Annotated in this window: 10 protein-coding genes and 2 riboswitches; of the genes, 5 read left to right on the top strand and 5 right to left on the bottom strand. The window is 55.3% G+C overall.

Annotation, left to right across the window (positions count from 1 at the left end):
* Position 1: 1 nt before the first annotated feature.
* Positions 2–1738, top strand: a complete 1737-nt coding sequence (locus tag NW211_RS05345; RefSeq protein ID WP_258327177.1) for a hypothetical protein — start codon at positions 2–4, stop codon at positions 1736–1738.
* Positions 1739–1758: 20 nt separating this feature from the next.
* On the opposite strand, the gene NW211_RS05340 is transcribed toward NW211_RS05345, so the two are convergent.
* Genes NW211_RS05340 through NW211_RS05320 form a run of 5 tightly spaced genes read right to left on the bottom strand, consistent with a single transcriptional unit; the run spans position 1759 to position 6021 of the window.
* Positions 1759–2376 (bottom strand): sugar O-acetyltransferase, encoded by a 618-nt coding sequence (locus NW211_RS05340; protein ID WP_258327176.1) that lies wholly within the window; start codon positions 2374–2376, stop codon positions 1759–1761.
* A 3-nt stretch (positions 2377–2379) separates the two neighbouring features.
* Positions 2380–2982, bottom strand: a complete 603-nt coding sequence (locus NW211_RS05335) for a YigZ family protein (protein ID WP_087408827.1) — start codon at positions 2980–2982, stop codon at positions 2380–2382.
* A gap of 58 nt (positions 2983–3040) precedes the next feature.
* Entirely contained in the window at positions 3041–4192 is a 1152-nt protein-coding gene (cydB, locus tag NW211_RS05330; protein WP_258327175.1) for a cytochrome d ubiquinol oxidase subunit II, read from the bottom strand.
* A 9-nt stretch (positions 4193–4201) separates the two neighbouring features.
* Positions 4202–5755, bottom strand: a complete 1554-nt coding sequence (locus NW211_RS05325; protein WP_087408773.1) for a cytochrome ubiquinol oxidase subunit I — start codon at positions 5753–5755, stop codon at positions 4202–4204.
* A complete protein-coding gene (locus NW211_RS05320; protein WP_087408772.1) occupies positions 5752–6021 on the bottom strand; it encodes a DUF4492 domain-containing protein in 270 nt (89 codons plus the stop codon). The genes NW211_RS05325 and NW211_RS05320 overlap by 4 nt, the downstream gene beginning before the upstream one ends.
* A gap of 181 nt (positions 6022–6202) precedes the next feature.
* A riboswitch (cobalamin riboswitch) is annotated at positions 6203–6403 on the top strand.
* Positions 6404–6514: 111 nt separating this feature from the next.
* On the opposite strand from NW211_RS05320, the gene NW211_RS05315 reads away from it, so the two are divergent.
* The 4 genes from NW211_RS05315 (at position 6515) to NW211_RS05300 (ending at position 14943) form a co-directional block, all read left to right on the top strand.
* Complete coding sequence (locus NW211_RS05315) at positions 6515–8530, top strand: TonB-dependent receptor (RefSeq protein WP_087881022.1); 2016 nt, start codon at positions 6515–6517, stop codon at positions 8528–8530.
* Entirely contained in the window at positions 8530–9696 is a 1167-nt protein-coding gene (locus tag NW211_RS05310; RefSeq protein WP_258327218.1) for a YncE family protein, read from the top strand. The genes NW211_RS05315 and NW211_RS05310 overlap by 1 nt, the downstream gene beginning before the upstream one ends.
* 6 nt (positions 9697–9702) lie before the next feature.
* On the top strand, positions 9703–10908 hold the full coding sequence (locus NW211_RS05305; RefSeq protein ID WP_258327174.1) for a cell surface protein: 1206 nt from the start codon (positions 9703–9705) through the stop codon (positions 10906–10908).
* Positions 10909–10939: 31 nt separating this feature from the next.
* Positions 10940–11130: riboswitch (cobalamin riboswitch) on the top strand.
* 144 nt (positions 11131–11274) lie between these two features.
* Positions 11275–14943, top strand: a complete 3669-nt coding sequence (locus NW211_RS05300) for a leucine-rich repeat protein (RefSeq protein WP_258327173.1) — start codon at positions 11275–11277, stop codon at positions 14941–14943.
* Positions 14944–14969 lie beyond the last annotated feature (26 nt).

The raw sequence follows: 14969 nt of genomic DNA, 5'->3' as shown, positions 1-14969 counted from the left end.
TATGAATATTTTTCGAGCCTCTTCAGACGAAACGATTTCTTGGATACAGACCTCTGCACAACTGTTGGTAGCCATACCATTGGTTAGCTATTTGCTGGCTGTCCTGTCTTTGTGGATAGGTTTCTCGGTCAATGGCTTCATATTCCCTGCTGCTGTGTGTTTGTCCGTTTTGTGGGTGTGTACTGTGAAGAATATACAGAGACGGGTGAAGTGGAGTAGCGTATTGACCGTGGTGGGTGTATTGCTGGTTACGATATTGATTTCGATGTATGTCTATGATTGGTCGTACGACGGGCAATGGTATCATATTTGTACCGTGCGAGAATTGATCAATGGTTGGAACCCTTTGTGGGATACTTCTGTAAGTAGTTCGGTCGATCGGGATACCGCCATGTGGGTGGAGCATTATCCGCGAGGCATAGAGACCATTGCCGCTACGGTTGTTGCTTTCTTGGAAAATTTGGATGCCGGTAAGGTTTTGAATATGTGGTTCGTTATCTCGTCTATGGGTTATGTCTATATATTCTTGCACGATTTCCTGCCAAACCGTAACCGATATATGCGGTTGTGGATAACCGTGTTGATAGCTCTCAATCCAGTAGTAATTGTTCAATTATTTACCTGTTATATCGATTGGACTCTCTATACCCTGTTGGTTATATTTCTGGTGAATCTATATCTCTTTTTCGAGAAGGGAGAACGCAGGGCGTTGTATGTCGATTTGCTTCTGCTGTTTTTCATCTCATCGATAAAATTCAATATTTTCTTTTGGATTGTACTGTGGGGTGGCATTCTCTTTTTTATCTTGCTGAGAAATCATAAGTACAAACAGCCTTGTCGCCTGACTGTAATATGTGCCGTTATAGCTTTGGCGGGAATAGTCATAGGAGGTTACAATCCTTATGTGACCAACTGGCAAGAGCATGGTTCTCCTTTTTATCCGCTTGCCGGAGATGAGAAGGTAGATATTTTTAACAATCAGGTTTTGCCGATGATGCAGGGAAAATCGAATTTTGAAAATGTGCTTTTATCGTTAGTCGCTAATCCGTCGAACAATATGAATTCCGATGAGGTGAGTGTTGTGGGTATATCTAAAAACAATCTTTCGGCATCGTGGGTGTCGGATGCTCGGATAGGCGGTTTTGGCATATTCTTCTTCGAGTCTGTTTTGTTGGCGCTGATTCTGTTTATTAGTACCGGTTATTCCCGTCGTATGGCTTGGTATCTGGTGGCCCTTGTCGGGTTGCTGGCTTCGTTGTTTATCCTCCCATACGGATATTGGGCTCGATATGTAAGTTTCTTCTATCTGTTCCCGTTTGTGCTGTTGTTTTATGCCGAGCGATATGGCCTGAAAAGACGTCTGTCTCGAGGGGTACATATCCTCATTCTTACATTGCTCTCTATCGATGTTTTCATTAGTCTGTCGGGAGTGATAGTGCAGAATGTGGTTTACAGACAGACGGTAGACTATGTGCTGAATCGAATGGAGGCTTCGACGCAGGAAGTGGAATTGAGCACCTGTAACTATTTGTTCCTCGATAAAATGGAACGACGTGGTATCCCGTATAAGTTGGTATCTGAAGAGACCCTGAAAGATAGACTCGATATTTCCAACCCGATTTATTTGAATCGGGAAGATTTTGATTTTGAGATCAATAGGCCGAGAATCCTTTCAATTTACTCTTCGTTCGGGCTGAGGTGTGAACCGAACGAACACTATACGGGAAATGCCAAGTAGGCTATTCTCTGTGTACGGTTCTATTTATTCTTTCTGGCTTTTTGTTCAGTCCAGTCGTAGGAGCGCTGGCGATCGGCTTCGGTGACGGGTCGGATGACACGGCAGGGGTTACCGCCGGCGATGACGTTGGCCGGGATGTCGCCCACGACCACACTGCCGGCTGCGATGATGCTGTTGTCGCCGATGGTCACGCCGGGGGCGATGGTCACGCCGCCGCAAATCCACACGTTGTTGCCGATGGTGATGGGCCAGGCATACTCGAGCCACTGGTTGCGACGCTCCACGTCGATGGGGTGGCCGGCGGTATAGAGGCCCACGTTGGGGGCAATGAGTACGTTGTCGCCGATGGTGATGGGGGCCTCGTCGAGCATCACGCAGTTGTAGTTGGCAAAGAAGTTTTTGCCTACGTGGATGTTGTGGCCGTAGTCGCACAGGAAGGGCGATACGATGGTGAACCGTTCGGGCGTGGTGCCCAGAATGTCGCGGAGCAGCCGCTCCCGCTCCTCGGTTTGCGAGGGCAGCAGGCGGTAGTTGAGTTCGAAAAGTTTATCGCGGGTGGCAAACAGTTTTTGCAACAGTTCGGGAGCCGAGGCATCGTACAGTTGCCCTCTCTCCATTTTCTCTTGTTCGGTCATCATCGGCTAAGGTTCGTTTAGAAAGTGAAGACCGTCGATTTTCGACAGCCGGTTTTTGAGGTTCTCCATGCGGGAACGGCGTATGCGCAGGGTCATCTCGCAATCCATGTCGAAGAGTTGCGAGACGATGGTGGGCCCCTCCTCTTTGACGACACGCATCACCTCGTTCATCAGGGGGTATTCGAAACCGAACTGCACCTCGTCTTCGACCAGCCGCTCCACGATTTCGTTGGCGGCGATGGCTTCGGCAGCCGCTTCGCGGTAGGCCACGATGAGTCCGCTGGTACCCAGCTTGATGCCTCCGAAGTAGCGTATCACGACGATGAGGATGTCGGTCAGGTTGGCCGAGTTGATTTGCCCGAGTATCGGTTTGCCGGCCGTCCCCGAGGGTTCGCCGTTGTCGTTCGATCGGAACTGGGTGCGCTCGTGTCCCAGCATGTAGGCCCAGCACACGTGGCGGGCGTCGTAGTACTCCTTCTGGTATTTTTCGAGTTCACGCTTCACCTCGTCGACGGTTGTCACGGGGATGGCGAAGGAGAGGAACTTACTCATCTTCTCCTTGTAAATTCCCTCCGAGGTGCGCGATATGGTCAAGTAGGTGTCGTCCATATACAAAAAAAGAGCTTACCTCTGCAAAAGTAAGCTCTTTTTGGGGAATACGCAAGTATCAATATTTGTGTTCGTTGCTTTCCATTTCACTGGCGGTGATGGGCTTTTTGTCCATGGCGCGCCATACGTAGAAGATATAGGCCAGCACAAAGGGGATGAGCAGCGATACTACGCTCATGGTTTTCAAGGTGAAGAGGCTCGACGAGCTGTTGCAGATGGTGAGCGAGCTCTGCATGTCGGCAGCCGAAGGGTAGTAGGGGGTGTGGTTGTAGCCGGCGATGAAGAAGAGGCTGAGAACCACCAGCACGGTGCCGATACCCGAGAACCAGATGCCTCGGGTGAAGTGCTGCCCGAATACCGAGCGGATGAGGGCATAGAGCACCAGCACCACACCCACGAGGAACATGAAGGCTACCCACGGCATTTCAACGAAATTGTAGAAATATTTGTAGGGCCGGGTAAATACCTCGCCGGTGAGCGGGTTGGTCTCGTAGCCGGTAGCCATCAGGGTAGCGGCCACGAACGAGAGGAAGAAGAGCACGAACACGATGCCGTTGACCAGCACCTGTTTGCGTGCCCGTTCGAAGAGGGTATCGTCCTTGATATTGTTCATGAAGTAGAGGGCTCCTTGTGTGCGGGCCAGCAGGAGCACCGTGATGCCCAGCAACAGGTTGCGCACGTCGAGCAGAGCCTCCAGGCCGTTCCAGTCGTTGGTCCAGCTGCTGATGACCGGTGCCCCGGGAGTGGTGAGGTTGGCCTTGTCGACCACGAAATCGGCTCCGGTGAAGAAGGTACCCACGGCTACGCCCAGCAGTAGGGGGCCCACCACGCCGTTGACAAAGAGGAAGGCGTCGTAGGTCTTTTTGCCCAGGAAGTTGCCGCTCTTCGAACGGTATTCATACGATACGGCCTGTATGATGAAGCTGAACAGGATGGCCATCCACAGCCAGTAGGCCCCGCCGAAACTGGTGGAGTAGAAGAGGGGGAAGGAGGCGAAGAAGGCCCCGCCGAACACCACGAGGGTGGTGAAGGTGAACTCCCACTTGCGGCCCAGCGAGTTGATCATCATGCTCTTTTCAATTTCGTTTTTACCCATGGTCGCCAGCAGCGATTGTCCGCCCTGCACAAAGAGCAGGAATACCAGTATTGCGCCCAGCAGCGAGATGAGAAACCACCAATAGTGCTGGTAAAATAGTTCGTTCAGTTCCATAGTGTGTCTTTATTTTTTTTCGGTTCCTTTTTTGATTTGTTTCAACATGATACCCACCTCGGCGATGAGCAGGATGGTAAAGAGTGCGGCAAACAACCAGAAGGTGGTTTGTACCGAGGCTACCTCGATTTTCGAGATGGCGGCGAAGGTAGGCATGATGTCCTGGATAACCCACGGTTGGCGGCCCATCTCGGCCACAATCCAGCCGGCTTCGAGGCAGACGTATCCCAGCGGAATGGTGAGTATGGCTACCCACAACATCCATTTGAGGTTATGCAGTTTCTCTTTGTAGGAGAGGATGAGCACGAGGATGAAGAAGAGGATAAAGTAACCGCCCAGGATAATCATGATGTGGAACGAGTAGAAGACAAACGGCACGTGGGGAATGAGCTGTTCGACCGAGTCGACATAGCCGTAGCCGAAGTATTCGTAGTTGGCATCGAGTCGGGCCCGGGCCTCGTTCATGGCTGTGGTGTCGTTGTTTTGCCGGGCCGTGTTGAAGTCGGCCAGAGCGGCGATGGCCAGGCGGCCGCGCTCCATCTTCTCCTGAGCCGAGAGAGCGATAATCTCCTCACCCTTGAGGTTCTTGTCGGGGTAACCGCCGTCGATGATGTCGTTGATACCCGGCACGAAACCGTCGACCTGGCGCGTAGCCAGTATTGAGAGCAGTTTGGGGATAGGTATGTCGAAAAGAAACTCCTTCTCGTTGTTGTTGAACTCCTTGGCCGGATTGAGAATACCGAAGGCGATAAGCTCCTGCCCCTCCTTGCCGTGGTAGACACCCTCCATGGCAGCCAGTTTCATGGGTTGCTTGTCGGCTACCTGATAGGCCGAACCGTCACCGGTGTAGGCTACGACGAGAGCCCCCACCAGACCTACCCAGGCCCCCACGCGGATGCTCTGTTTGGCCAGGAAGTTTTCGCGATTCTTAAGCAGATACCATGCACTCACGCCCACGACGAAGATGCCGCCCAGCACCCAGCCGGCCGATACGGCGTGGAAAAACTTGTTGACGGCTACCGGCGAGAGTACCAGCGCCCAGAAGTCGTCCATGACGTTGCGGGCAGTCTCGGGGTCGAACTTCATGCCCACGGGGTATTGCATCCACGAGTTGGCTACCAGAATCCACAGCGCCGAAATCGAGGCCCCTATGGCGGTGAGCCAGGTCGAAGCCAGGTGGAACCGTTTGCTCACTTTGTTCCAGCCGAAGAACATGACGGCGATGAAGGTCGCCTCCATGAAGAAGGCCATGATGCCCTCGATGGCGAGCGGCGCCCCGAAAATGTCGCCCACGAACCAGCTGTAATTGGACCAGTTGGTACCGAACTGGAACTCGAGAATGATACCGGTTGCCACCCCGATGGCGAAGTTGACGCCGAAGAGGGTCATCCAGTATTTGGTAATGGTTTTCCATCGTTCGTCGCCGGTACGGTAGTAGATGGTTTCCATGATACTGACGATTATGCCCAACCCCAGCGTGAGGGGGACAAACAGCCAGTGATAAATAGCGGTGAGTGCAAATTGTGCCCTCGACCAGTCTACGAGCGTGAAAAGATCGTTCATAACTCCTGTGATTGTTGTTGTTGAGAATTATTGGTATTGGTGAGATTTTCGATGACGGCATTGGCCCGCTCCTCGTCGGTATCGAACTCTTTTTGCAAAATGTTGGGGAAAAAGAAGAGCCGCAGGATAAAAAACATGATGAACAGTTTGATAAGAATGATTGCCCAAAGTGTTTTTCCCAAGGTCATCGATCGGAATCCTTCAAGGTAGAATCGCCATACGCGCACTACGAAATTGTCGTTTTTCAAGGTTTGGTTTTCTTCCATAAGTGTATTGTATGTAGATGAAGAAAATTTTCGCAATATTCGGTAAAATTTGTGATTGATACAAATTTATAACCGTTATTTTTTATTACGAATCAATACTTTTTTCACAAGTAACGATTGGGGTGCAGGTTTGGTTTGGAATAATTTCCAAGAAAAAATAGAACAGTATCAATAATTTGTGTTACCTTTGTCACGCATTGGTTTCGAAACCCCGTCCGGGGCGTAGAATGAAAAGGGAATCGGGTGAAAATCCCGAACAGTCCCGCTGCTGTAAGCTCCCGTAGAGGTGCCGAGAATACTTGAAAGCCACTGATTATGACGATTGGGAAGGCCTCGGTTACCGGAGTAAGTCAGAAGACCTGCCATGCTTTTAGTCATTAGCTTTCGGGGGGTAGAGCTTGTGAATCTGCGGAAGGGTGGCCTACACGCGTCCGTCTGTTTACACCGACTTGTATCGAAAGAACCCGCTCCGAGGCTGTTAAAAAATAGTCCGATGGAAAGACTTTGTCGTTGGGTATCGTTTGTGTGTGCGATTGGGGTACTGGCTGCTCTGCCCGTGCGGGTGTGGGCCGATGAGACTTCGTCGACCGACTCGATACAGACCCGGTCGCTGGGCGAGGTAATGGTCACGGCCAACCGGTATAGCGAGGTGATACCCTCACAGAAACTTGCAGGGAAGGAGTTACAGGCTCTCAACAGTTTTTCGGTGGCCGATGCCATACGTTACTTTTCGGGTATTCAGATTAAGGATTACGGTGGAGTGGGCGGTTTGAAGACCGTCAACATCCGCAGCATGGGTACCAACCACATGGGGGTATATTACAACGGTATCCAGTTGGGCAATGCTCAGAACGGCCAGGTGGACCTGGGGAAATTCTCGCTCGAGAACATCGAGGAGATTTCGCTCTACAACGGGCAGAAGAGCGAGATATTCCAGTCGGCCCGTGAGTTCGGCTCGGCCGGTTCCATCTACCTCACCACCCGTCGGCCCAAGTTCAAGCCGGGTGAGAAGTCGCACCTGAAGGCCTCGTTCAAAACGGGGTCGTTCGACTTGGTCAACCCCTCGGTGCTCTTCGAATACAAGCTCAGCGAGAGCGTGAGCATGACCTTCAACAGCGAGTGGACCAACTCGAGCGGTAAGTACAAATTCCGTTACAAGCGGGTTACCCCCTCGGGCGAGGTGGCCTACGACACCACGGCTACCCGGCAAAACGGCGACATCGATGCCGTGCGTTTCGAGGGCGGTCTGCAGGGCTATCTCTCCAACGGTTTTTGGAAAGCCTACGTCTACCATTACAGCTCCGAGCGGGGTATCCCCGGCGCCATCGTCAACAACGTGTGGCGCAACGGCGAGCGGTTGTGGGACCGCAACACCTTCGTGCAAGGCGTCTATCAGCAGGATATTACCCGCAAGTACAGCCTCAAGGTCAATGCCAAGTATGCGTTCGATTATACCCACTATGTGAACAACGACGACAAGCTGATGCGGGTCGACAACCAGTACAAGCAGCGCGAGGTCTACGTGTCATTGGCCAACAAGTATTCGATACTCCGCAACTGGGACGTGTCGGTGGCCTACGACATGCAGTGGAACGGCCTGTCGGAGTACCTCTCGGCCAGCCGCTACACCCACTGGATTTCGGCCGCTACCGCCTTCTCGCTGGCCGACCGGCTGAAGATGCAGGCCAGCGTGCTGGCTACGCTGGTCGACGAGACGGCCGAGGGGCAGACCAAGGCTCCCAACAAGAGCAAGGTGACACCCGCCGTCTTCCTCTCGTACCAGCCGCTCAAGCGATACAACTGGGTGCTGCGAGCCTTCTACAAGCAGATATACCGCATGCCCACCTTCAACGACCTCTATTACACCGATATGGGCAACTCGGCCCTGAAGCCCGAGAGTGCCACCCAGTACAACGTGGGCTTTACTTATGCCGTGGCACCCAAGACGGGATTCCTCTCGGGATTCCATACCGGTGTGGATGCCTATTACAATCTGGTGAAGGACAAGATTGTCGCCTATCCCAAGGGGCAGCAGTTCCGCTGGACCATGCTCAACCTGGGGAAGGTCGACATCCGGGGCGTCGACGTGCAGGCCACGGCCACCTTCCGGCTGCCGCTCGAAATCGGGCTGATGACCAAGGTGCAGTATACCTATCAGGAGGCCATCGACATCACCAACCCCAGCGACAACTACTACCGCGACCAGATACCCTATATCCCCTGGCACAGCGGCTCGGCCATTCTGGGGCTCACCTACAAGGATTGGGGCCTCAACTACAGCTTTGTCTACGTGGGCGAGCGGTACAACCAGCAGGAGAATATCGAGTATAACTATGTGCAGCCGTGGTACACGAGCGACATATCGCTGGTGAAGTCGTTCAAAATCAAAGCTGTGAATCTGAAAGTGACGGCCGAGGTCAACAACCTGTTCGACCAGGCCTACGACGTAGTGCTCAATTACCCCATGCCGATGCGTAACTATCGGTTTGGCATAGCTATCGAATTATGATGAGAGGCAGAATTTTACATATAATTATCGGGATGATGCTGGCGATGCTGGTATCGATGACCTCGTGCCGGGAGGACGATGTGATTGTCCTCACCGAATACGAGTCGTTGCCGATGCTCGACCGTGAGTCGCCCTTTGCCGGGTTCTATCTGCTCAACGAGGGCAACATGGGGTCGAACAAGTGTACGCTCGACTTTGTCGACTTCGAGCAGGGGCAGTATGCCCGCAACCTCTATGCCGAGCGTAACCCCAATGTAGTCAAGGAGCTGGGCGACGTGGGGAACGACATACAGGTCTACGGTTCCAAACTCTATGCCGTCATCAACTGCTCGCACAAGGTCGAGGTGCTCGACGCCCGTACCTGCCAGCGTATCGGCCAGGTCGATATTCCCAACTGCCGCTACGTCGCTTTCGACGGCGGCTATGCCTATGTGTCGTCTTATGTGGGGCCGGTTGGCATCGACCCGAATGCCCAGCTCGGCGCCGTCTTTCAGGTCGATACGGCCACCCTCGAGGTGACAGCCGAGGTGACGGTAGGCTATCAGCCTGACGAGCTGGTGGTGCAGGACGGCCTCATCTATGTGGCCAACTCGGGCGGATACCGCAAGCCCAACTACGACTATACGGTCTCGGTGGTCGACATCGCCACGATGACCCAGATACGCAAGATTCCCGTGGGGATAAACCTGCATCGCATCCGGGCCGACCGCTACGGCAAGTTGTGGGTATCGTCGCGGGGCGACTACAAGTCGGTGCCTTCGCGCCTGTTTGTTCTGGAGAAGGACCAGCGCACCGGCCGCATGGAGGTGAGCGACACGCTCGATATTCCGTGTAGCGAGATGGAGATTTGCGGCGACTCGCTCTACCTCTACAGCGTGGCCTGGAGCGATATATCGCAGGAGAACCGGGTGACCTACGGTATTGTCGACGTGCGCACCGGCCGGTTGGTATCGGACAACTTCATCACGGACGGTACCGAGACCGATATCGAGATTCCCTACGGGTTGAAGGTAAACCCCGAGAACGGCGACATCTACGTGACCGATGCCAAGAACTATGTGTCGAGCGGAAACCTGCTGTGCTATGGCCGCGACGGGAAGCTCAAGTGGAAGGTGCGTACCGGCGACATACCGGCGCACATGGCTTTTTTGAAGAAAACAAACTAACAGGATATGAAACGGATATTGTACTTTTTGTCGATCGTGTGGCTTGGTTTCCTGGCCGCTTGTCAGTCCGATTCCCCGGCCATGATTTCGCTGGGACTCGACGATACCTATGTGGTGGAACGCATGAAGAGCCTCACGCTTCACCCCGAGTTCAGCGGGGAGCGCTATGAGTGGAAGCTCTCCTACGAATCGACGGCGGTCGACTCGCTCGTGGCCACCACCCGCGACTATACCTTCGTGGCCTACGAGACCGGTACCTACTGGCTGAAGCTGAACATCTACGACTCGGCCAACCCTGTCGAACACCTCATGCAGATTGTGGTCCGCCAGGAGGAGGTAGCTTACAGCCCCTACATCACCCGGGTGCATGAGTATCGCCCGGCTCCGGGGCAGTTTGTCAACGAGCTGCCCGAGTATAGCGAGGGCGATACCGAGGAGACCATGCGGCAGAAGGCCGAGGACTGTCTGGCCTACAATGCCGGTACGATGGTGTCGCTGGGCGGTTACGGCGGTTATATCGTCGTGGGATTTGACCATACGATTGTCAACCGTCCCGGCGAATACGACTTCAAGGTCTTGGGCAATGCCTTCTACTCCACGGGCAAACCCACTGCCGCATCGGGCGGCAGCAGCGAGCCCGGTATCGTGATGGTATCGGTCGATGTCAACGGCAACGGCCTCCCCGATGACGAGTGGTACGAACTGGCCGGCAGTGAATATCACAAGGAAGAGACGGTGAAAAATTACGGAATCACCTATTACCGCCCCGACGAAAACAAGACTCCGGTGCCCGGTACCGATACCAGCGTGACCGACTCGACCTATGTGCGCTGGACCGACAACCAGGGCGGGACCGGCTACGTGTCGAAGGTCGTTTTCCACAAGCAATCCTATTACCCGCAGTGGCTCTCCGACGAGACGCTCACGTTCGAGGGCACCCGCTTGCCCGACAATGCCATCGACGAGAGCGGCGACGGCTCCTATTATGTGCTCTATGCCTACGACTGGGGGTATGCCGACAACCACCCCAACGACAGCGAGAAGTCTAACTTCAATATCGATTGGGCGGTCGATGCCGAGGGTAATCCCGTGCATTTGCAGGGCATCGACTTTATCAAGATCTATACCGGTGTCAATCAGTTCAACGGCTGGTTGGGCGAGTGCTCGACCGAGGTGGCCGGAGTGACCGATTTGCACATCGCGGAAAAGTAAGAAAAAGAGAGATAGAATAGTAAGAATAAAATAGCGTATAGTGCGCACCGGTTCGGCCCGTTGAAGGCCGATTAAAAGGGAATCGGGTGTGAGTCCCGAACAGTCCCGCTGCTGTGAACTCCATCGAAAAGGAGCCGAGAGACAAGTCACTGATCCGTGCGATTGGGAAGGCCTCGGCTGCCGGAGTGAGTCAGAAGACCTGCCGTGCGTATTGTCCCGATAGCTTGCGAGGTATGAGCTGTGGCAAAAAACGATTCCGGGCCGGCAGGCCGGAGGCGGTTCCATGGGCAGGGGTAAACCATATCTTGCAAGTATTGAAATGGCAAAAACGATTGTTCAATTTTAATACTTAAAGATTTAACCGAAATGAAAAAGATTTATGTTTTCATGCTTTTGCTGTTTGCGGTGATGCAGTTGCCGGCACAGATACTTGTGCAGGGGCGGCCGCACCCTACCGCCGTGCAGCAGGTATCGCCTCGGGCTATTACCGATGGAACCTTCACGATGGAAATGATTGAAAACTGGACCGGCGAGGGCGCCAACCGGGCGGCTCTGGCGGTGCAGTGGAATGTCGACGGCGAGGAGAGTGCCCTGGTGTGGGGCTTCCGCTGGGACGGCGAGGCTACCGGCGCCACCATGATTACGGCCATTGCGGCAGCCGACCCGCGGTTTGTCATTGCCTCGGAGTCGGGCACGGCGTTCGGCAGCACGGTCTCGGGCTTAGGCTACGATGTGAACAAGAGCGGCGATTTTGCCATCGTCAAGGATGGTGAGGTGCGGCAGGCCAACGAGTTGGGATTGATACCCATGTCGGGCTACTCCTACGACGGGTGGAGCTGTACCGACCCCGAGGACTATTGGCAGTCGGGGTGGTATCAGGGCTATTGGTCGTACTGGACGAAGTCGGCCGATAGCGATTCGTGGTATTACAGCAACATGGGAATCTCGGGCCGTAAGCTCACCGACGGGTGTTGGGACGGTTGGAATTTCTCGGCCGGCATGCAGTCGTATGACTGGAAACCGCTGGCCGCTGCCGCCAAGAACGGGCTCACCGAACCCTCGATAAAGAGTCAGCCCGAGAGCCTGGTGGTGTCGCCGGGCGAGCCGGCCGCTTTTGTGCCGGTATTCCGGGGCGACAGCCTCACCTATCAGTGGTATAAGGACAAGGTCGCCATCGAAGGGGCCGTGAAGGCTGTCTACTCGATAGCGTCGGCTACGACGGCCGATGCCGGCAGCTACTATTGTGTGGCCGGAAACCGGCTGGGCTCGGTATCGACCGACCCGGTCACTCTCACCGTGGGCGAAAAGGCCGTGGTGGCCATTCCGGGCGAGGCTCCCCACACGGCAGTCATCATGTATGACGACTCGTATGCAACCTTTTCGGGCTCCTTGACCATACCCGCCACGGTCGAGCTCGATGGCCAATCCTGTACGGTGACCGCCATCGGCGACATGGCTTTCATGGGGTGTACCAAACTGACTTCGATAGAGCTCCCCGCCACGGTGCAGACGATAGGCGAGGGGGCTTTCTACGGCTGTACGGGGCTGACCGCCGTGGAGCTGCCCGAGTCGGCCGCCACGATTGGAGCCGAAGCCTTCGGCGGTTGTACGGCACTGACTACGCTCACGACAAACGAAAATCTCAAGACTCTGGGACGCTCGGCCTTTGCCGGCTGTACGGCTTTGACCGCCGTAGCGTTGCCCGACGGTCTGACTACCATAGAGGCTCTGGCTTTCAACGGCTGTGCCAAACTGTCTTCGGCCTCGCTGGGCCATTCGCTCACGCAGGTAGGCGACTCGGCCTTCTTCGGCTGCTCGGCTCTGGCTGCGGTGGAGCTTCCGGCTACGGTGACACGGGTGGGCGATTATGCCTGTTACGGTTGCAGTGCCTTGCAGAGCCTGACCCTGTCCGGGCAATCGGCTTTGCGCGAAATCGGGAAATATGCCTTTGCCGAGACGGCCATCGCCTCGGTGTCGCTGCCCGACGGGGTGACCTCGCTGGGCAGCCATGCCTTCAGCAAGTGCGCTTCGCTCACGACCGTATCGTTGGGCAACGGCCTCACGACTGTCGGCGACTATGCCTTTGCCGACTGCAAGAAGCTGACGTCGCTCACGCTGGGCAACCGGCTCACCGCCATCGGCGACCGCGCTTTCGACAGTGCCGGCCTCACCTCGCTGGTATTGCCCGCTACGGTGCAGACGATAGGGGAGTGGAGTTTCTTCAACTGTCCGCTCACGACCCTTACCCTCAACGACGGGTTGCAGTCGATTGGCAGCCGTGCCTTCTATGGAGCGGCGATACAGACCCTCGATATTCCCAACAGTGTCACCATGCTGGGCACCTATGCCTTCAGCAACTGCAAGAAGCTGGAGACCCTCACCGTGGGGAACGGCATCACCAAGATTGGCGACTATGCCTTCAACTCCTGCACGATGTTGTCGCAGATTGCCTGCCCCTCGGTGACCGAGATAGGAGCCAGTGCCTTCAAAGGGTGTTCGGCGTTGAAGTCGTTGCCCTTGAGCGACCGGATTGTGACGCTGGGAGCCTCGGCCTTCTCGGGCTGTACGGGCATCACCGAGTTGACGGTGCCCAACAGCATCACCTCGATAGGTTCCTACGCCTTTGAAAAGTGTACGGCATTGACCTCGGCCACACTCGGCACGGGCATTGCTGCGGTACCCGACTATGCCTTCAGCGGCTGTACGGCTCTGGAGTCGGTGGTATTGCCCGCCAACATTACGGCGATAGGAAAATATGCCTTCCAGAACAGCGGCCTCAGCCAACTGCCCCTGACCGAGCAGATTGTCGAAATAAGGGAGTATGCCTTCAAGGGGTGTGCGAAGTTGACCGAGGTCGATATTCCCGACCGGGTGACCATGTTGGGCGGCTATGTGTTCAGAGAGTGTACCGGCCTGCGCACGGCACGCATCGGCGGTGGGGTAACTTCAGTTCCCGACTATGCCTTCTACGGCTGTACGGTGCTCGACTCGGTGGTGCTCTCCGACCGGATTGTCGAGATTGCCGACTACGCCTTCTACAACTGCCGCGGGTTGAAACGTCTGCCCGATGCTCCCGGGGTGACCACCTTCGGCCGCTCGGCCTTCTACGGTTGCACGGGGCTGGAATCGGCTCAATTTTCCGATAAGGTGACCACGCTGGGTTCGGCCCTCTTCTCGGGCTGTACTTCGCTCACCTCGATTGTGGTGCCCGACGGGGTAACTTCGCTGGGAGCCTCGGCCTTCTACGGTTGTTCGGCCCTGCAGTCGGCCGAGCTGGGTACCGGCGTGAAGGCGCTCGAATCGAACCTCTTCAAAAACAATACCTCGCTCACCCGGGTGGTGGTAAACGGCGCCATCGCTTCGGTAGCAAACTATACCTTTGGCGGCTGTTCGGCCCTCGAGAGCCTCTACATCAACAGCGCGCTCCCCTCGGGGGCCAGCTCGAACACCTTCGACAAGGTGCCCGAGAGCTGTAAAATCTATGTGCCGGCCGAGTCGTGCGGCGATTATGCCGAGGCCAACTACTGGAAGGCGTTCGACATACAGCCCTGGCTCACCCAACTCTCCATCGTATCGACCGCTCCCGAGATGACGCTCGACGGTGGCGAGTTGCTCGAAATCGACGGAAAGACAACCACCTTTGCCATCACCTTCAATCGCAGCCTCGTAGAGGCCGATGCCGTTACGGTCCGCCTGAAACAGGGCGATACCGAGCTTGCCGGGCAGACCTTCTCGCTCTCGAGCGAAGGGGCCGTGCTTACGCTCGTGCGTGAGGGCGAGGAGCTCCCGGCCGGCGACTATACGCTGGTGCTGACCACCTCGACGGCGACGCTCCGAATCTCCTTCCGGGTGGCTACTCCCACCGGCATCGAGGGTGTCGGGGCCGACAAGGTGGTGCTGACACGCGAATACTATTCGGTCGACGGCAAGCGGTTGCCCGCTCCCGTGCCGGGTATCAATCTGGTGAAGGTCGTGTATGACGACCATTCGGTAGAGGTTTTGAAAGTGTTTGTAAATACCGACCTCAGACGCTGAGCGACCGAGGTCATGGCATAGAGGGC

It is taken from the genome of Barnesiella sp. ET7, assembly GCF_024733785.1.
In the GTDB taxonomy this organism is placed as follows: Bacteria; Bacteroidota; Bacteroidia; order Bacteroidales; family Barnesiellaceae; genus Barnesiella; species Barnesiella merdigallinarum.
This window is presented reverse-complemented; position numbering and strand designations above follow the sequence as displayed.

Bases quoted from the DNA above. Each gene is read 5' to 3' on its own strand.
- NW211_RS05345 (WP_258327177.1), top strand. From the start codon at position 2: ATGAATATTTTTCGAGCCTCTTCAGACGAAACGATTTCTTGGATACAG.
- NW211_RS05340 (WP_258327176.1), bottom strand. From the start codon at position 2,376: ATGATGACCGAACAAGAGAAAATGGAGAGAGGGCAACTGTACGATGCC.
- NW211_RS05335 (WP_087408827.1), bottom strand. From the start codon at position 2,982: ATGGACGACACCTACTTGACCATATCGCGCACCTCGGAGGGAATTTAC.
- cydB (WP_258327175.1), bottom strand. From the start codon at position 4,192: ATGGAACTGAACGAACTATTTTACCAGCACTATTGGTGGTTTCTCATC.
- NW211_RS05325 (WP_087408773.1), bottom strand. From the start codon at position 5,755: ATGAACGATCTTTTCACGCTCGTAGACTGGTCGAGGGCACAATTTGCA.
- NW211_RS05320 (WP_087408772.1), bottom strand. From the start codon at position 6,021: ATGGAAGAAAACCAAACCTTGAAAAACGACAATTTCGTAGTGCGCGTA.
- NW211_RS05315 (WP_087881022.1), top strand. From the start codon at position 6,515: ATGGAAAGACTTTGTCGTTGGGTATCGTTTGTGTGTGCGATTGGGGTA.
- NW211_RS05310 (WP_258327218.1), top strand. From the start codon at position 8,530: ATGAGAGGCAGAATTTTACATATAATTATCGGGATGATGCTGGCGATG.
- NW211_RS05305 (WP_258327174.1), top strand. From the start codon at position 9,703: ATGAAACGGATATTGTACTTTTTGTCGATCGTGTGGCTTGGTTTCCTG.
- NW211_RS05300 (WP_258327173.1), top strand. From the start codon at position 11,275: ATGAAAAAGATTTATGTTTTCATGCTTTTGCTGTTTGCGGTGATGCAG.